This is a genomic window from Plantibacter sp. MMLR14_011, from assembly GCF_001865025.1.
In the GTDB taxonomy this organism is placed as follows: Bacteria; Actinomycetota; Actinomycetes; order Actinomycetales; family Microbacteriaceae; genus Plantibacter; species Plantibacter flavus_A.
Genome location: NZ_MJGW01000017.1, coordinates 453,940 through 471,633 on the forward strand (window position 1 = coordinate 453,940; position 17,694 = coordinate 471,633).

At 69.2% G+C, this 17,694-nt stretch carries 17 protein-coding genes and 1 tRNA gene; 5 read left to right on the forward strand and 13 right to left on the reverse strand.

The genetic code is table 11. The features are described from left to right. From pth to BIU99_RS10560, 3 genes are all read right to left on the reverse strand, one after another. Complete coding sequence (pth, locus tag BIU99_RS10550) at positions 1-582, reverse strand: aminoacyl-tRNA hydrolase (protein ID WP_071261254.1); 582 nt, start codon at positions 580-582, stop codon at positions 1-3. A gap of 128 nt (positions 583-710) precedes the next feature. Then, positions 711-1,325: a 50S ribosomal protein L25/general stress protein Ctc gene (locus tag BIU99_RS10555; protein WP_064296478.1), complete on the reverse strand. Its 615-nt coding sequence runs from the start codon at positions 1,323-1,325 to the stop codon at positions 711-713. Between the two features lie 174 nt (positions 1,326-1,499). Continuing rightward, positions 1,500-2,003 (reverse strand): gluconokinase, encoded by a 504-nt coding sequence (locus BIU99_RS10560; protein WP_240555704.1) that lies wholly within the window; start codon positions 2,001-2,003, stop codon positions 1,500-1,502. Between the two features lie 266 nt (positions 2,004-2,269). Here BIU99_RS10560 and gndA point away from each other — a divergent pair, with 266 nt between their 5' ends. Beyond that, positions 2,270-3,730 carry an NADP-dependent phosphogluconate dehydrogenase gene (gene gndA, locus BIU99_RS10565; protein ID WP_071261097.1) on the forward strand — a complete coding sequence of 487 codons (1,461 nt, stop codon included), beginning with the start codon at positions 2,270-2,272 and terminating at the stop codon, positions 3,728-3,730. A 74-nt stretch (positions 3,731-3,804) separates the two neighbouring features. Here gndA and BIU99_RS10570 read toward each other — a convergent pair whose 3' ends face one another. The 3 genes from BIU99_RS10570 to BIU99_RS10580 all read right to left on the reverse strand — a co-directional run bounded on the left by BIU99_RS10570 (position 3,805) and on the right by BIU99_RS10580 (position 6,418). Continuing rightward, positions 3,805-4,782: a ribose-phosphate diphosphokinase gene (locus tag BIU99_RS10570; RefSeq protein ID WP_064296480.1), complete on the reverse strand. Its 978-nt coding sequence runs from the start codon at positions 4,780-4,782 to the stop codon at positions 3,805-3,807. Between the two features lie 35 nt (positions 4,783-4,817). Then, a complete protein-coding gene (glmU, locus tag BIU99_RS10575; RefSeq protein ID WP_071261099.1) occupies positions 4,818-6,299 on the reverse strand; it encodes a bifunctional UDP-N-acetylglucosamine diphosphorylase/glucosamine-1-phosphate N-acetyltransferase GlmU in 1,482 nt (493 codons plus the stop codon). A gap of 47 nt (positions 6,300-6,346) precedes the next feature. Then, positions 6,347-6,418: transfer RNA gene (locus tag BIU99_RS10580), tRNA-Gln, on the reverse strand. Between the two features lie 213 nt (positions 6,419-6,631). Here BIU99_RS10580 and BIU99_RS10585 point away from each other — a divergent pair. Beyond that, positions 6,632-7,126 (forward strand): MarR family winged helix-turn-helix transcriptional regulator, encoded by a 495-nt coding sequence (locus BIU99_RS10585; protein ID WP_064296482.1) that lies wholly within the window; start codon positions 6,632-6,634, stop codon positions 7,124-7,126. On the opposite strand, the gene BIU99_RS10590 is transcribed toward BIU99_RS10585, so the two are convergent. The 4 genes from BIU99_RS10590 to BIU99_RS10605 form a co-directional block, all read right to left on the reverse strand. Next, positions 7,127-7,786 (reverse strand): methionine ABC transporter permease, encoded by a 660-nt coding sequence (locus BIU99_RS10590; protein WP_064296483.1) that lies wholly within the window; start codon positions 7,784-7,786, stop codon positions 7,127-7,129. A gap of 1 nt (position 7,787) precedes the next feature. Beyond that, positions 7,788-8,816 carry a methionine ABC transporter ATP-binding protein gene (locus tag BIU99_RS10595; protein ID WP_071261100.1) on the reverse strand — a complete coding sequence of 343 codons (1,029 nt, stop codon included), beginning with the start codon at positions 8,814-8,816 and terminating at the stop codon, positions 7,788-7,790. A 103-nt stretch (positions 8,817-8,919) separates the two neighbouring features. Next, positions 8,920-9,828: a MetQ/NlpA family ABC transporter substrate-binding protein gene (locus BIU99_RS10600; RefSeq protein ID WP_064296485.1), complete on the reverse strand. Its 909-nt coding sequence runs from the start codon at positions 9,826-9,828 to the stop codon at positions 8,920-8,922. A 137-nt stretch (positions 9,829-9,965) separates the two neighbouring features. Continuing rightward, on the reverse strand, positions 9,966-11,765 hold the full coding sequence (locus tag BIU99_RS10605; RefSeq protein WP_071261101.1) for an ABC-F family ATP-binding cassette domain-containing protein: 1,800 nt from the start codon (positions 11,763-11,765) through the stop codon (positions 9,966-9,968). A 61-nt stretch (positions 11,766-11,826) separates the two neighbouring features. Between BIU99_RS10605 and BIU99_RS10610 the strand changes: the two genes are divergently transcribed. From BIU99_RS10610 to BIU99_RS10620, 3 genes are all read left to right on the forward strand, one after another. Continuing rightward, positions 11,827-12,702: a spermidine synthase gene (locus tag BIU99_RS10610; protein ID WP_071261103.1), complete on the forward strand. Its 876-nt coding sequence runs from the start codon at positions 11,827-11,829 to the stop codon at positions 12,700-12,702. A gap of 116 nt (positions 12,703-12,818) precedes the next feature. Then, complete coding sequence (locus BIU99_RS10615; RefSeq protein ID WP_121289883.1) at positions 12,819-13,385, forward strand: TetR/AcrR family transcriptional regulator; 567 nt, start codon at positions 12,819-12,821, stop codon at positions 13,383-13,385. Then, the gene (locus BIU99_RS10620; protein ID WP_071261105.1) at positions 13,382-14,413 is read left to right on the forward strand and encodes a diacylglycerol kinase family protein; all 1,032 of its coding nucleotides are present in this window, start codon (positions 13,382-13,384) and stop codon (positions 14,411-14,413) included. Before BIU99_RS10615 ends, BIU99_RS10620 begins: the two co-directional genes overlap by 4 nt. Positions 14,414-14,522: 109 nt before the next feature. Here the strand turns inward: BIU99_RS10620 and BIU99_RS10625 are convergent, their stop codons facing one another. The 3 genes from BIU99_RS10625 to BIU99_RS10635 are packed head-to-tail and all read right to left on the reverse strand — an operon-like array spanning position 14,523 to position 17,682. Further along, positions 14,523-16,187, reverse strand: a complete 1,665-nt coding sequence (locus tag BIU99_RS10625; RefSeq protein WP_071261106.1) for an FAD-binding oxidoreductase — start codon at positions 16,185-16,187, stop codon at positions 14,523-14,525. Continuing rightward, positions 16,184-16,888, reverse strand: a complete 705-nt coding sequence (locus BIU99_RS10630; protein WP_071261107.1) for a 1-acyl-sn-glycerol-3-phosphate acyltransferase — start codon at positions 16,886-16,888, stop codon at positions 16,184-16,186. Before BIU99_RS10630 ends, BIU99_RS10625 begins: the two co-directional genes overlap by 4 nt. Then, positions 16,885-17,682 carry an SDR family oxidoreductase gene (locus tag BIU99_RS10635; protein WP_071261108.1) on the reverse strand — a complete coding sequence of 266 codons (798 nt, stop codon included), beginning with the start codon at positions 17,680-17,682 and terminating at the stop codon, positions 16,885-16,887. Before BIU99_RS10635 ends, BIU99_RS10630 begins: the two co-directional genes overlap by 4 nt. Positions 17,683-17,694: the final 12 nt, after the last annotated feature.

Here is a 17,694-nt window from a genome sequence, read left to right on the forward strand (position 1 = left end):
TCAGGCGCCGTGGAAACGGGTCTGTGCAGCCAACAGGCCCTCGTTCACGAGGAGTTCGACCGCGTCCGCAGCGTCCGAAATCAGCATCGGGAGCTGCTCCCGTTCCGTTCCCGCGAAGTCCTTGAGGACGAAGTCGGCGGCGTCCTGACGGCCCGGCGGCCTCCCGATTCCGACCCGGACCCGCAGGAATTCCGGGGTCTTCAGCGCTGAGGCGATGTCGCGGACACCGTTGTGCCCACCGTGCCCGCCACCCTGCTTGAGCTTGATCGAGTCGAACGGGATGTCGAGCTCGTCGTGGACGGCGATGACATGGTCGGGGTCGACGGAGAAGAACTGGGCGAGCGCAGCGGTCGGGCCGCCGGAGAGGTTCATGTAGCTGTTGGGCTTGCCGAGCACGAGTTTCGGGCCGCCGGGCACGAGACGCCCCTCAGCCACGCGCGCGTTGCCCTTGTGGGTCTTGAAGGTCCCGCCGATGCGCTTCGCGACCTCGTCGAGGACCATCTGCCCGACGTTGTGCCGGTTGCGGGCGTACTGCTCGCCCGGGTTCCCGAGCCCGACGATGAGCCACGTGTCTGCAGCCATGCTGCCTTCCTGATCGAACGCCTCGGCCCGTCCGGTGAGACCGGCCAGAAACCGAGCGAACCTGCCGCCTGCCATGCTCCGAGACTATCGGGGCGGGCGGGCGACAGGTTCGTCTGCTGGAGTGGTGACTACTCGGCGGCCTCGGCCTCGGCTGCGGTCTCCTCGGCAGCGGCCTCAGCGGCCTCCGTCTCCTCGTCCACCGGAGCGGCCGGCACGGCGATCGCGACGATGAGGACGTCGGCCTCGGTGATGAGCGACGCGCCCTTCGGGAGCTCGAGGTCGCCGGCCAGGATCTGGGCGCCCTCTTCGAGGCCCTCGACGCTGACGGTGACGCGCTCGGGGATGTGGGTCGCTTCGACCTCGAGGCTCACCGTGGTGGCGTCCTGGTTGAGGATGGTGCCGGCGGCGGACTCGCCCTCGACGTGCACAGGGATGTCGACCTGGACCTTCTCACCCTTCTTGACGACGATGAGGTCGAGGTGCTCGATGATCTGGCGCACGGGGTCCTTCTGGACGTCCTTGACCAAGGCGAGCTGGCCCTTGCCGTCGATGTCGAGCTCGAGCACCGCGTTGGACTTGCGGAGGATGAGCAGCATCTGGTGGCCGGGCAGCGAGACGTGCACGGGCTCGGTGCCGTGGCCGTACAGCACGGCCGGGATCTTGCCGAGGGCACGGAGCTTGCGGGCTGCGCCCTTGCCGAACGATTCGCGGAGTTCCGCGGTGACCTTCAGGTCATCGGACATGATGTTCTCCTCACGGGTCTTGCACCCGGTTGGTCGTGCCGCGACGGTGCGCGGCGGAATGGATGAGTCAACTCGAACGCGTATCTGCGTGAGGAAAAGCCGGAAGCCAGACCACCGCGTCGATCACGGAAGCTGCCACGGGCCGCTTCCCTCGCCGAAGTTCAGTGGGAGAGTCTATCGCACCGCGCTGAGGCCCGCGACCGCCTCGTCCACGATCTCGTCGACGGTGGCGTCGACGTCCACGACGAACCCCGGCTCGTCGGCGTCCAGGTCCTCGAGGAGTGCGAACTGGGAGTCGAGGAGCGACGGCGGCATGAAGTGACCGCTCCTGCCCTCCATCCGGCGTCCGAGCACCTCGCGCGAGCCGTGGAGGAGCACGAACCGCACCCCTGGCGCCTCCGCGAGGATCGCCTCCCGGTAGACCCGTCGGAGGGCGGAACAGGCCATCACGAGCCCGGTGTCCGAGGCGTCTGCCAGCGCTTTGCCCACGAGGGCCAGCCAGGGCCAGCGGTCGGGGTCCTCGAGCGGCGTGCCGGCGGCCATCTTCCGCACGTTCTCGAGCGGGTGCAGGGCGTCGGCGTCGACGAAGGGCACCCCGAGCCGGTCGGCGATCAGCACTCCGGTCGTGCTCTTCCCGGACCCGGACACGCCCATGACGACGACGAGCGGTGCATTCACACGGAACCCCCTGCGGTCTCCGGCCGTCGGCCGGTCGGCCGGCTCGTCCGACCCGCACAGCACGATACCGGACAGGCCCGCACGGCCCGCTCGGACCTCACCCGCACGCGGGGTCATCAAGCGGTGGAGCGACACCTCCCTTTGCTACGGTTGCAGGACGGGCCGTGCCCGGATCGACGAGGGTGTCGCCGCTGTCCTGCAGCCGCCCCGTCGACTCCTGAGCACTCGGAACGCTTCCCGCATCACCCACTCTGAAGGAGAACCACATGGTGAACACCGCCGAAGCTCGCGCCAACATCGGCGTCGTCGGTCTGGCCGTCATGGGCAGCAACCTCGCGCGCAACCTGGCGAGCCGCGAGGGCAACACGGTCGCCGTGTACAACCGCTCCCCCGAACGCACCGACCTGCTCGTGAGCGAGCACCCCGAGGCCGGCTTCGTCGCGTCGAAGACCATCGAGGAGTTCGCCGCGTCGCTCTCGAAGCCACGTACCGCGATCATCATGGTGCAGGCGGGTAAGGGCACCGACGCCGTCATCCAGCAGCTCACCGAGGTCTTCGAGCCCGGCGACATCATCGTCGACGGCGGCAACGCACTCTTCACCGACACCATCCGCCGCGAGAAGGCCGTCCGCGAGACCGGCATCAACTTCGTCGGCGCCGGTATCTCCGGCGGCGAGGAGGGTGCCCTCAAGGGACCGTCGATCATGCCGGGCGGCTCCGCCGAAGCGTGGGAGACCCTCGGCCCCATCCTCAAGTCGATCGCCGCGATCGCCGAGGGTGAGCCCTGCGTCACCCACGTCGGCACCGACGGCGCCGGCCACTTCGTCAAGATGATCCACAACGGCATCGAGTACGCGGACATGCAGCTCATCGCCGAGGCCTACGACCTCATCCGTCGCGGCACCGGCAAGTCGCCGGCCGAGATCGCGGAGATCTTCGCCGAGTGGAACCGCGGCACGCTCGAGAGCTACCTGATCGAGATCACCGCCGAGGTCCTCAAGCAGGTCGACGCGAAGACCGGGCAGCCGCTCGTCGACGTCATCCTCGACCAGGCCGGCGCCAAGGGCACCGGCGCGTGGACTGTGCAGACGGCCCTCGACCTCGGCATCCCGGTGTCGGGCATCGCGGAGGCGGTGTTCGCCCGTTCGCTGTCGTCGAAGCCGGCGCAGCGCGCAGCGGCCCGCGAGCTCGCCGGTCCCTCCGACGAGTGGACCGTCGCCGACCCCGACCAGTTCGTCGAGGACGTACGCCAGGCGCTCTACGCGTCGAAGATCATCGCCTACTCGCAGGGCTTCGACGAGATCGTCGCCGGTGCCGAGCAGTACGGCTGGGACATCAAGAAGGGCGAGATCGCGAAGATCTGGCGCGGCGGCTGCATCATCCGTGCGCAGTTCCTCAACCGCATCACCGAGGCGTACGAGGAGAACCCCGAGCTGGTCGCCCTCGTGACGGCGCCCTACTTCAGCGACGCCGTCGCGGAGGCGCAGGACAGCTGGCGCCGCGTCGTCGTCGCGGCCGCGCAGGCGGGCATCCCCTCGCCGGCGTTCTCGTCGTCGCTGTCGTACTACGACGGCCTCCGCGCCGAGCGTCTGCCCGCAGCGCTCGTCCAGGGCCAGCGCGACTTCTTCGGCGCGCACACCTACAAGCGCGTCGACCTCGACGGCACGTTCCACACCCTCTGGTCGGGCGATCGCAGTGAGGTCGAGCAGGAGGGTTCGAGCCACTAGCTCGCGGCCTGCACACGCAGAACGCCCGGTCCGAATCGGATCGGGCGTTCTGCGTGCCAGCGGAAGGCGATGGGCTACGCGGCGCCGTCGAACATGCTCGTGACGGAGCCGTCGTCGAAGACCTCGTGGATCGCACGGGCGATGAGCGGCGCGATCGAGAGGACGGTCAGCTTGTCGAAGCGCTTGGCCTCGTCGACCGGGAGGGTGTCGGTGACGACGACCGAGTCGATGGCGTCGCTCTGCAGCAGCTCCACCGCCGGGTCGGAGAACACCGCGTGGGTGGCCGCGACGACGACGCCGATCGCGCCGGCGTTCTTGAGTGCCTCGGCAGCCTTGACGATCGTGCGTCCGGTGTCGATCAGGTCGTCGACGAGCAGGCAGACCCGACCCTCGACCTGGCCGACGATCTCGTGGACGCTGACCTGGTTGGGGACCAGCGGGTCGCGGCGCTTGTGGATGATGGCGAGCGGTGCGCCGAGCTTGTCGCTCCAGATGTCGGCCACGCGGACGCGGCCCATGTCGGGCGAGACGACCGTCAGCGTCGACGGGTCGAGCTTCGCGCGGAAGTGCTCGAGGAGGACCGGCATGGCGAAGAGGTGGTCGACGGGGCCGTCGAAGAAGCCCTGGATCTGCGCGGCGTGGAGGTCGACCGACATGATGCGGTCGGCACCGGCGGCCTTGAAGAGGTCGGCGACGAGGCGGGCGGAGATGGGCTCGCGTCCGCGACCCTTCTTGTCCTGGCGCGCGTACGGGTAGAACGGGGCGACCACGGTGATGCGCTTGGCACTCGCGCGCTTGGCCGCGTCGACCATGATGAGCTGCTCCATGAGCCACTCGTTGATCGGAGCGGTGTGCGACTGGATGACGAAGACGTCGGTGCCGCGGATGCTCTCGTCGTACCGGGCGTAGATCTCGCCGTTGGCGAAGGTCCTGGCATCGGTGGGGAGGAGCTCGGAGTCGAGCTCCGCCGCGATCGCCTCGGCGAGCTCCGGGTGGGCTCGTCCGGAGACGAGGACCAGCTGCTTCTTGTTGTCCGCCGTGATGCCTGACACAGACCCTGCCTTCTGCCGGAGTCCTCCGGCCTCACTCACGAGTCGACGTTACCAGCCGCAGCCGCGTCGTCCGACACGGCATCCGCGGTCGGTGCCGCCGAGGCGGCGCCGGCTGCCGTCGCAGCCGCCGTACCCGGGCGCTTCTGCTCGACCCAGCCCTCGACGTTGCGCTGCTGCGCAACCGTCAACGCCAGCGCCCCTGCCGGGACGTCCTTGCGGATGACGGTGCCGGCACCGGAGTAGGCGCCGTCGCCGACACTGACCGGGGCGACGAGCGTGTTGTGCGCGCCGGTGCGGACGTGCGATCCGATGGTCGTGCGGTGCTTGTGCACACCGTCGTAGTTCGAGGTGATCGTGCCGGCACCGACGTTCGACTCGACGCCGATCTCGGTGTCGCCGATGTAGCTGAGGTGCGGGACCTTGCTGCCCTCGCCGATCTGCGCGTTCTTCGTCTCCACGAAGGTGCCGATCTTGCCGCGCTCGCCGAGCACCGTGCCGGGTCGCAGGTAGGCGAACGGCCCGACCTCGGCGCCGGCACCGATGACCGACAGCGTCGCGTCCGTGCGGCGGACGCGCGCGCCAGCGCCGACCTCGGTGTCGATGAGCGTGGTGTCCGGACCGATCGTCGCACCGGACTCGACGACCGTCGCGCCGAGGATCTGCGTCCCGGGAAGCAGGGTGACGTCGGCGTGCAGCCGCGCCTTGATGTCGATCCACGTCGTGGCCGGGTCCTGGACGGTCACGCCGGCGAGCTGCCAGGCGCGCACGAGGAGGGCATTCAGTTTGGCCGCGGCGGCGCTCAGCTGGGCGCGGTCGTTGATGCCCTCGACCAGCCAGGAGTCGCTCACGGGGAGCGCAGAGACCTCGGAGCCCGCGCGCCGCAGGAGGCCGATGACGTCCGTGAGGTACTTCTCCCCCTGGGCGTTGTCGGTGGTGACCTCGGCGAGGGCGTCGCGGAGCTGGCTCACACCGAAGAGGTAGACCCCGGCGTTGATCTCATTGACGGCCCGCTCGGCGTCGGTCGCGTCCTTCTGCTCGACGATGTAGTCGAGGGCGCCAGCCTCGGTGCGGATGATGCGTCCGTAGCCGGTCGCGTCGTCGGGCATGGCCGAGAGGATCGTCGCCGCGACGTCGTGGTTGCGGTGGCGTTCGATGAGCGTGGTGAGCGTGGCGGCGTTCAGCAGCGGGACGTCGCCGTTGACCACGAGGACGTCGCCGTCGAAGTCGTCGGGCAGTGCCAGAAGCGCCTGCTCCACCGCGCGACCGGTGCCGGGCACCTCGTCCTGGTCGACGATGGTCGCACCGGGGAGCTCCGACTCGATGGCCTCGACGAGGCGGTCGCGCTCGTGGCGGACCACGGCGATGACGTGCCCGGCGTCGAGCGAGCGGGCGGTCGCCAGCACGTGCCCGACGATCGGCACGCCGCCGAGTGGGTGCAGGAGTTTCGGCAGCGCCGACTTCATGCGGGTTCCCTGGCCAGCAGCCAGGATGATGATGGCCAGACGGTCGTCGGTCACGTGTGCTCCCCCTCGGTCCGGGCACTCGCCCGGTCGGTGATCGGTCGCTCCGCCACCAGGATTCGAACCTGGACCGAACAGCTCCAAAGGCTGCCGTGCTGCCGTTACACTATGGCGGACCACTCAGCCTGACGGCGGAGCGTGGTCAATTCTGCCATGGATGGGAAGCAGCCTCGTCGGCGCTGATCGAAGGCCGACCGTACTGCATCCATGGGCGGACCACCCCGCGAGACGGCGGAGCGTGGTCAATTCTGCCATGGATGGACGACCATCGATTCAGCACCCGTCGCCCGATTCAGGCCGACCGGCTTCCGTGCCTCGATAATGGTGGGATGCCAGCTAGCACCGATGAGGTCGACCGGATCGTCGACGCCTGGAACCGCGAGCGCCCGGACCTCGACTTCTCGCCCCTCCAGATCCTCTCCCGTGTCGCCCGGCTGTCACGCCACCTCGACCGGGCCCGTCGGGCGGCCTTCACCCGGTCGAACCTGGAGCCGTGGGAGTTCGACGTCCTCGCGGCACTCCGGCGCGCCGGCTCCCCCTACCGGCTGAGTCCGAAGGCCCTCCTCCTTCAGACGCTCGTCTCGAGCGGCACGATGACGAACCGCATCGACCGCCTCGTCGAGCGCGGACTCGTGGAACGCCAGGGCGACCCCAACGACGGCCGTGGCATCCTCGTGCAGATGACGAACGCGGGACTCAACACGGTCGACGCGGCCATCACGCGCCTCGTCGACGCCGAGGCGGACCTGCTCGACGGCCTGAGCTCGACCGAACAGGCCCGGCTGACCGTCCTCCTGCGGAAGCTCAGCCTCGATTTCGACTAGCTAGCGGCGGAGGATCTTCCTGGCCAGCCAGTTGCCGAAGAACTGGATGAGCTGCACGAGCAGGATGATGATGATCACCGCGGCCCACGTGACGACCGGCTCGAACTGCCGGAAGCCGTACTGGATGGCGAAGGCACCGAGCCCACCGCCGCCGATGAAGCCCGCGACCGCCGACATGTCGACGATGACCACGAACACGAAGGTGTAGCCGAGGATCAGCGGACCGAGCGCCTCCGGGAGGACGATGCTCAGCAACGTCCGGAGCCGGCTCGCTCCCGCGGCACGCGAGGCCTCGATGACACCGGGCGACACCGTCAGCAGGTTCTGCTCGACGATGCGGCTGATGCCGAAGGTCGCCGCCAGGGAGATGATGAAGATGAAGGCGTTCGCACCGATGCCGGTGCCGATCACGAGTCGTGAGAGCGGCTGGGCGGCCGCGAGGAAGATGATGAACGGGATCGGCCGGAAGATGTTCACGATCACGTTGAGCACGCCGTAGAGCACCGGGTGCGAGTACAGGTTGCCGGGCCGCGTCACGTAGAGCCCGGTGCCGACGACGAGTCCGGCGATCCCACCGAAGAGCAGGCTGAAGGACACGAGGTAGAGGGTCTCGACGGTCGCGTCGCCGAGCTTCGGGAGCAGATCGATCAGTGCGTCCATGTCAGCGCACCTCCGTCACGGTCGCTTGGGATCCGATGGCGGTCAGCGCTCCGTCGATCGTCTGGTCGTCGCCGCGGAGGGCGAGCGTCAGGTGGCCGAACGCGCGACCCTGGATGTCGTTGATCCCGCCGTACACGAGCTCGAAGTCGACACCCGCCTGCGCGAGCGTGAGGAAGACGCCCGCCTGCGAGGCGTCGCCGTCGCGGAAGGACAGGGTGACGATGCGCCCGACGTGTCGTTCCTTGAGCACCGCCAGCTCGGCCGGTGACGGGACGCCCTTGATGACCGTCGACACGAAGCGCTTGGACGCGGCGTGCTGCGGGTCGGAGAACACCTCGAAGACGTCGCCCTGCTCGATGACCTTGCCGCGCTCCATGACGGCGACCTTCGTCGCGAGCGACTGGATCACCTCCATCTCGTGGGTGATCACGACGATGGTCACACCGAGATCGCGGTTCACCTGCTTGAGCAGCGCGAGAACCTCCTGCGTGGTCTCGGGGTCGAGGGCGCTCGTCGCCTCGTCCGCGAGCAGGATCCGGGGCGAGGTCGCGAGCGCGCGAGCGATGCCGACGCGCTGCTTCTGCCCACCGGAGAGCTGGTCGGGGTAGTTGTCGGCCTTGTCGGCCAGCCCGACGAATTTCAGCAGCTCGTCGACGCGGGTGCGGATCTCCGCGCGGGGACGTCCGGCGACCTCGAGCGGGTACGCGATGTTCTTCCGCACCGACTTGGAGTTGAAGAGGTTGAACTGCTGGAAGATCATCCCGATGCCGAGGCGGAGGTCGCGGAGGCCGCGCTCCGAGAGCGTCGTCACCTCGGTGCCGTCGACGACGATGCTCCCCGACGTCGCGGGCTCGAGCGCGTTGATGAGGCGGACGAGCGTCGACTTCCCGGCTCCCGAGTAGCCGATGATCCCGAAGACGTCACCGGCCTCGATGTCGAGGTCGACGCCGTCGATCGCGGCGATCGGCGCGGCGCCCTTCTGCGGAGACGGGTAGCGCTTGGCGACGTCTCGGAGGCTGACGAGTGGCATGGGGGTGTCCTCGGTGTGTCGGGTGATCAGGAGGCGGTGGAACGACGAAGCGTTCCTGTGGGAGCGGATGACAGCCTCCCACAGGAACGCGCTGAACGCCGGATCAGCCCTTGGCCTTGATGTCCTTCTGGACGGTCTCGAGCGACTTCACGAGGTCCTTGACCGGGGTCTTCAGCGGAACCGCGGTACCGCCGGAGTTCTCCACGACGCCGTCGACGACGGACTTCGTGTCCTGGTAGATCTTCACGAGCTTCGCGTACGTCTCGTTGTCGGCGTCGGCGGCCTTCGCGGCGAAGATGTTGACGTACGGCAGCGCGTTCGGGTCGGACGGGTCGTCCTCCGCGATCGCGTCGGACGCCTTCAGACCGGAGTCGTTGATGAAGTCGTTGTTGATGATCGCGCCGGTGACGTCAGGCAGCGAGGTCGGCGTCAGCGAGGCCTCGAGCGAGGTGACGGTGACCTTCGACTTGTCGGCGATGATGTCGTCGGGCGTCGAGAAGATGTTGCCGCCGTCCTTCAGCTCCAGCAGGCCTGCGGACTGCAGGACGAGGAGCGCACGAGCCTGGTTGCTCTCGTCGTTCGGGATGGCGATCGTGTCGCCCTTCTTGATGTCCTTGACGCTGTCGACCTTGGTCGAGTAGAGGCCGAGAGGGTAGATCGCCGTCGAGCCGATGGGCGTGAGGTCCTCACCGGAGGCCTCGTTGTACTGCGCGAGGTAGACGATGTGCTGGAACTGGTTGAGGTCGATCTCGCCCTCGGTGAGCGCCGGGTTCGGCTGCGTGTACTCGCCGAAGTCGACGATGTCGACGAAGATGCCCTCCTTCTCGGCGGCCTCCTTGTACGTCTCCCAGTAGGGGTCGCTCGCGCCGACGACACCGATCTTGACGGGGTTCGCCTCGGTGCCCTTGTCTTCGGCGGCGGCGCCTGAGCCTGCGCCGCCGGCGCATCCGGCGAGGAGCGCGAGGGCGGGGATGATGGCCAGTCCGGCCAGAAGCTTCTTCGAGAAGGTCATTGCTGTGATTCCTCTTTCGGGTGGTGCGCGCCGGTGGACGCTGATTCGACGGTACGTCGGCCTAGCAGGGATGACGAACCGGTGCGTAACACTTCGGAACAGAGCGACGATCGACGGATCGGCGTGCGCCGAGTGGGCTACTCGACGAGCTCGGAGAGCTCCAGCCAGCGGACTTCGAGGTCGGCGATCTCGCCGTACATGGCCTGGATCTTGGCACCGAGCGCGGTGATCCCGGCGAAGTCGCTCTGGTCGTGGACCGCGACCTTCTCGTGGGCCTGCTCGATCTGGCCGTTGAGCTTGTGGAGCTTGCGGTCGATCGCCTTGATCTCCTGCTGCGCGTTCCGGAGCTCCGCACCGCTCAGCTTCGGCGTCTTCTTGGTCGGGCCACCGCCGGAAGCCGTCGGTCGGTCGTGCTCCTGCGAGCGACTGCCGGCCGTCCCGGCGTTGAGCTCCAGATACTGGTCGATGCCGCCGGGCAGGTGCCGGAAGTGGCCGTCCATGATCGCGTACTGCTGGTCGGTCACCCGCTCGAGGAAGTACCGGTCGTGCGAGACGACGAGCAGCGTGCCCGGCCACGAGTCGAGGAGGTCCTCCATGGCGGCGAGCATGTCGGTGTCGAGGTCGTTGGTCGGTTCGTCGAGCACGAGGACGTTCGGCTCGTCGAGGAGGATGAGCAGGAGCTGCAGGCGGCGGCGCTGACCACCCGAGAGGTCCTTCACGGGGGTGGAGAGCTGAGCGCTCGTGAAGCCGAGGCGTTCGAGCAGCTGCCCCGGGGTCATCTCCTTGCCACCGGCGACGTAGCTCGTGCGCTTCCGCCCGATGACGTCGCTCACGCGGTCCTGCTCGTACTCGGCGAGCTCGTCGAGCTGTTGCGTGAGTGTCGCGACCTGGACGGTCTTGCCGCGCTTGACACGACCCTCGGTCGCTTCGACCTCGCCCGTGACGAGCCCGAGCAGGGTGGACTTGCCGGCGCCGTTCACGCCGAGGATGCCGGTGCGCTCGCCCGGGGCGATGCGCCACTCGACGTCCTTGATGATTGTCCGGTCGCCGTAGGACACGGTGACGTCGAGGATGTCAACGACGTCCTTGCCCAGGCGGGCGGTCGCCATGCCGGCCAGCTCGACCGTGTTGCGCACGGGCGGCTCGTCGGCGATGAGCGCGTTGGCGGCCTCGATCCGGAACTTCGGCTTGGCCGTCCGGGCGGGAGCGCCGCGGCGCAGCCAGGCGAGCTCCTTCTTCATGAGGTTCTGGCGCTTGGCCTCGGAGACCGCGGCGGAGCGATCGCGCTCGACGCGCTGCAGGACGTAGGCCGCGTACCCGCCTTCGAAGGGTTCGACGACGCGGTCGTGCACCTCCCACGTGGCCGTGCAGATGGCGTCGAGGAACCACCGGTCGTGGGTCACGACGAGCAGGCCGCCGGAGTTCTTCGACCAGCGGCGGTTCAGGTGCTGCGCGAGCCAGGTGATGCCCTCGACGTCGAGGTGGTTCGTGGGCTCGTCGAGGAAGAGGATGTCGTGGTCGCCCACGAGCAGGGCGGCGAGCGCGACCCGGCGACGCTGCCCACCGCTGAGGTCGGCGACGAGGGCGTCCCACGCGATGTCGGAGGCGAGGCCGGAGATGACGTCGCGGACCTTCGGGTCGCCCGCCCACTCGTGCTCGTCGAAGCCGCCGACGATGGTCTGCCCGACGGTCTTGTCGTGGTCGAGGGTGTCGGACTGGTCGAGCACGCCGACCGTGACGCCGTTGCGCACCGTCACGCGGCCGGAGTCGGGCTCCTTGCGGCCGGCGAGGAGGCCGAGGAGCGTGGACTTGCCGTCGCCGTTGCGGCCGACGATACCGATGCGGTCGCCCTCGTTCACCCCGATCGTGATGCCGTCGAAGACGACCTTGGTCGGGTACTCGAGGTGGAGCGCTTCAGCGCCGAGAAGGTGTGCCATATCCGGTCAACGATACCGGGCCCGGGCGTCGAGCACCGCCCGTGCACCGTAGGCTGCACGGGTGCCTCTGTTCTCCCGTTCCCGCCGACTGCCGTTCGGCGGTCGCGACGCCCGGATCACCCTCCTCGACAAGCGGACGCTGCGCTACGAACTCAGCGTCGACGACATCCCGCAGTCGGTGGTCTCCCTCGTGGATCCCCGCTCGCTCGAGTACCCGTACATCCGGCACATCGCACGAGTGATCGACGCCGAGGCCCCGGCGGGCGAGGAGCTCTTCGTCGTCCACCTCGGAGCCGGAGCGCTGACGCTCCCCCGCTACGTCCAGGCGACGCGTCCGGGATCGCCGCAGCTCGTCGTCGAGTTCGAACCGGAGCTGTTCACCGGGATGCTGGAGGCGCTGCCGCTCCCGGACGGTCATCGGGTCGAGGTCCGCTTCGGTGACGCCAGGGCCGTCGCGGACGAGCCGATCGACGAAGCCGCCGCCACCGGCGCGGACGTCACAGCGTGGCGGGACGCGAAGGTGACCGTCGTCGACCTCTGGGATGCGGCGGTGATCCACCGTCGGGTCGCGAGCCTCGAGTTCTACCGCCGCGTGGCGGCGCGCTCGGCGGACGACGGCGTGATCGCGGTGAACCTGCTCGACGGCAGCCCGTTCGACTACTCGCGACGCCAGGCGGCGACGCTGCGAGCCGTGTTCGCCCACGTCGCCGTCGTCCTCGACTTCGATCCGGTCGACGACGAGGGGCCACTCGGCAACGTCGTCGTCTTCGCGAGCGACGCACCGCTCGCGGCCGTGACGCACCCGCAGCTCTTCGGCGCTCCCGCCCCCGAGCAGCTGCACGGTGACGCCCTGACGGCCTGGATCGACGGCGCGACGATCATGACCGACGCCGACGGCGAGGACTCCCCCGACCCGGACGACCCTCGCTGGGACTGACGACCGGACCGTCACCGGGGCCGTCCCTATGCGCGCCCAGTCCATTGCGCTACGGTGGGCGTAGCGCAATGGACCGATCCGACCGGACTCCGGCGTCGCGCGGAGGAGGTTGGTCGGTGCCCGTCTCCCGACGCGTCTCCCGCGCTCAGCAGATGAGCGACCGCATCCTCGACGCAGCCCTCGACCTCATGCGCTCGCGTGGCTCGGTCGCCGTCAACATCGAGGCGGTCGCGGAGACCACCGGCGTGGCGAAGACGACGATCTACCGGCGGTACCGCAACCGCTCGGAGCTGCTTACGGCGGCCGTCGCCCGCGCCATGGAGACTCCGGTCGAGATCCCCGAGAACCTCTCGACCTACGACACCTTCACCTGGCTGCTCCACGAAGCCCGGGCGATGATCGAGGACGTGGTGGGCCGGGGCACGATCGCGTCGATCCTGCTCCAGGACGACCCGGAGTTCTCGACGCTGCTCCGCGACCTCACGAGGAACCGGGCGCGCGCGCTGTCCAACCTGGTCGACGAACGGATCTCCACCGGCGATCTGAAGCCCGGACTCGACGGCCGGCTCGTCGCGACCCTGCTCCTCGGCGCGGTCCTCGGACAGCTCGTCCGCGGCGCCGACATGGACGACGACTGGGCGGAACAGGTCCTGTCCGTCCTCTGGCCGGCACTGGCCGCATGACGCGAGGCAGCACACCGCCGCACGCTGCGGTGATCTACAACCCGACGCGCATCCAGCTCGAGCGCGTGACGAGGCTCGTCGACGCCGCAGCCGCCGAGGCCGGCTGGGGCCCGACCAGCTGGATCCCGACCCGCGAGCGGTCGACCGCGGTCGACCAGGTCGCGGAGGCGCTCGGGGGCGGTGCGGCGCTCGTGATCGCCGCCGGCGGTGACGGGACGGTCCGCGAGGTGGCCGGGGCGATGCGTCACACCCGGACGCCGTTCGCCGTCGTCCCCGTCGGTACCGCGAACCTCTTCGCGCGGAACGCCGGGATCCCGATCGACACGGTCGCCGCGGTGCGGGCCGCGTTCATCGGCGAGGACCGCAGCGTCGACGTCGGCCTGATCGAGTACCGGAACCCCGAGGGCGTCCGGCGCAGCACCCCGTTCCTCGTCATGTCGGGCTTCGGTGTCGACGCGGACATGGTGGCCTACGCCGACCCGGTGCTCAAGCGCCGCTTCGGCTGGATCGCCTACGTCGTCCCGATCATCCGCGGACTCTTCCGGCGCGATCGGCCCCGCGTCTCCTGGAAGGAGGACGGCGGACCGATCCGGAGCGGACGGACGCACACGATGTTCGTCGGGAACTGCGGCACCGTCTCAGCGGGCCTCGACGTCCTGCCCGACGCCCTCCTGGACGACGGTGTGCTCGACGTCCTCATGGTGCGCTCCCTCGAAGGGTGGGACGGGGTCCGCGTCACGCGCTGGCTGCACCGCGCGAACAATCCCGTCGCCCGGTTCTCCAAGGGCAGACGGACGCGGGGCCGCCGCGTGCAGCCGAGTGCCGTCGAGACGGCCGGTTCCGCCGGAGGTGCGCTCCGCTACCTGCGCGTACGACGCATCGACGTGACGGTCTCACCGCCCGCCGAGTTCCAGGCCGACGGCGACGGGATCGGCCTGGTCTCTGCGGCCCGGCTGACCGTCGACCCTGGTGCACTCATCGTCCGGCTGCCGGCGACTGCGGTGCGATCGGGTCGGCTCCGGCCCTGAGCCCGCCCTTCGACAGGCTCAGGGACCGGAGAAACGGCTCCGGGATCGGAGAAGCGACTCAGAAACCGGAGGAATCACTCAGGACCGGAGGACCACTCAGCGACCGGGCTCAGTCCGCGAGGATCTTGCCGGGGTTGAAGTTCGAGCCGGGGTCCGCGCTGTCGAAGAGGCCGCGCATGATCGCGACGCCCTCGGTCGAGATGTCCTGCTCCATCCACGGCGAGTGCTCGACGCCGACCGCGTGGTGGTGCGAGAGGGTGCCACCGTGGTCGACGAAGGACTGCTGGATCGCCGACTTGACCTGCTCGTACTCGCCGATCGGGTCGTCGCCGGTGATGAACGCGAACGTGAAGTACAGGCACGCGCCGGAGTGGTACGAGTGCGAGAGGTGGCACATGATCCATCCGTGCACCCCGAGCTTGTCGTACGCGGCGTTGGCGGCGTCGTTCGCGGCGTCGTAGACCTCCTGCAGGCGCGACCAGGGCGCTGCGGTCTCCGAGACGTCCGCCGCGGCTCCGCGGTCGAGGAGGAAGTCGCGCAGGTACGGGGTGTCGAACTTCTTCTGGTCGTAGAGGGCGCCGGGGCCCTTGCCGACGCCGATGCCGCCGTGCTTCCGGACGATCGAGCCGACGAGGCCCTTCTCGTATCGCACGTGCGACGCGCTGCCCTCGTAGCCGATGAAGGAGAGGCACAGCTGCTCGAGGTCCCAACCCCTGGCCGTGAGCACCTTCATGAGCCCCTTGGTGACCTGCGCCGAGACGCCGGTGCTGGCCTTGCGGGTCGCGAGCGAGAAGCCGCTCTCCCGGGCGTTCGACACCCGGGTGACCGAGGGGCTGGCGTCGCTCTCCGCGATCTCGTGCATCGCCGCGAGCCCTGCCTCCCAGGTGGGGAAGAAGTAGCCGAGGACCTCGCGGACGGCCGGCGTCCGGTGGACCTGCACGGTGACCTCGGTGATGATGCCGAGTCGACCCTCGCTGCCGATGATCATCTCGCGGACGCTCGGTCCGGTCGACGCGCTCGGGACGGGGCGGATCGCCACGATGCCGTTCGGGCGCACCATCCGCAGACCCTTGGTGATGTCGGCGATGTCGCCGTACTTGTCGGACTGCATGCCCGAGGAGCGGGTCGCGACCCATCCGCCGAGCGTGGAGTGCGTGAAGCTGTCGGGGAAGTGGCCCATCGTCCAGCCCTTGGCGCCGAGCTGCTCCTCGATCGAGGGCCCCTGCGCACCGGCCTGGATGGTGGCGAGACCGGAGCCCTCGTCGATCGACAGGACGCGGTCGAGCCGACCGAGGTCGAGCGAGATGATGACCCGCTCCTCCGTCGGCTGGGGGTCGAGCGAGCCGGCGATGTTGGTGCCACCGCCGAACGGGATGATCACGGCGTCTGCGTCGACGGCTGCAGCGACGACCGACGCGACCTCGGCCTCGTCAGCCGGGTACACGACGAGGTCGGGCGTGCGGGGCAGGTCGTTCGCGCGGATCCGCAGCAGGTCGCGGATGCTCTTGCCGTAGGTGTGGACGACGCGCTCCTGGTCGTCCGTGGTCACGTGACCCTGGCCGACGAGCGTCGAGAGCTCGGCGATGAACTCCTCGGACGCACGGGACGCCGGGACGGTGAGCTCGTCGAAGCTGAGGTGTGACTGCGCCGGCTTCCGGAGGTCGAGACCGACGGCCTGCTTCACGAACGGCGCGAAGTCCGGCTTGTTGCTGTGCTCGAAGGCGACCCCTTCGACTCCCCAGCCCCACCACTTCATGTGCTCCACAGACGTCATCCGGCTTCCTTTCGTGGTGTGTCGATCGAAACGTGTGCTCCCGGCTCGACCGAGGCGCGCAGCGCGACGATCTCGGCGACGACGCGGTCCATGAGCTGGACGGGCGTCTCGTTCGGCTGCGGGTGGATCGGTTGCCCGAAGACGACGCGCACCGGCGGTCGTCCGGGGACGGGCCAGTTGCGACCCTTCGGCATGGCGGAGTGGGTGCCGAGGACGGCCACCGGGAGGCAGGGGATGCCCTGGCGTGTGGCGAGTGCCGCGGCACCGGGCTTGAACCGGCCGAGCTCGCCCGTCCGCGACCGGCCGCCCTCGGGGAAGATCAGGATCGGGACGCCGCTCTCGAGCAGCTGCCGAGACACGCCTGCACGCTTGCGGTCGCCCGAGCGGTCCACCGGGAAGGCGTTGAAGAAGAGCGCGGCGAAGATCCGACGGGCGGGGACGTCGAAGAAGTAGTCGGCCGCCACGCCGGCGGCGAGGTAGCGCGACAGCCGACGAGGCATGGCCCCGACGACGAGCGGTGCGTCGAGGTGCGACTGGTGGTTGGCGACGACGATGTACGGCCCGGTCACGCCCGACAGGCGCTCGCGACCCGTCACCGTCACGCGGGTCAGCGACCACACGAGAGGCTTCAGCAGCAGACGCTGGGCGACGAAGCGCGCGTTGGCGTGGAGGGAGGAGGTGAACCGCGGCTCTGCGGTCATCGGCGGGCTCCTGACTGGGCGGCGTTGGCGGCTCGACGGCTCGAGGACATCCGGCCGGAGATCCACCGGATGGACGCACGGGGCGCGAACTTGACGAGGGCCATGAGGGCTTTGAAGCGGAAGCTCGGGATGGAGACGACGACCCCCCTCCCGGCGTCGCGGAGGGCGTCGGCGACGAGCCGGTCCACATCGATCCACAGACCCGACGGGATCGAGCGGGTGCTGATGCCGGCGCGATCGTGGAACTCGGTGCGGACCCATCCGGGGCACAGGGCCGTCACGCGGACACCCGAGCCGGCGAGCTCGACGGCGAGCGCCTCGGTGTAGGTGGTGACGAACGCCTTCACCGCGGAGTACCCGCCGGTGGTGATGTACCCCGCCGTGCTCGAGACGTTGATGATGGTGCCGCGTCCGCGTTCCCGCATGGCGCGGGCCGCGGCGCCCGAGAGGGTGGTGACGCTCCGGCACATGACCTCGATCGCGTTGTCGAGCTCGCTCGTGTCGGGATCGGTGAGGCGGGCGTGCACGCCGAACCCGGCGTTGTTCACGACGACCTCGATCGGCGACGCCTGGTCCTCGATCCGTGCGGCGAGTCTCGCGACGTCGGCGCGGTCCGAGAGGTCGGCACTGATCACCTCGACGGTGCGACCGGTCGCGCGCAGTCGCTCGGCCGATCGCTCGAGCCGCTCGACGTCACGGGCGACGAGCACCAGGTCGAAGCCCCGTCCGGCGAGCGCCGTGGCGAACGCGGCACCGATGCCGGACGTCCCACCGGTGACGAGAGCTGTAGCCATGGGGATCAGAAT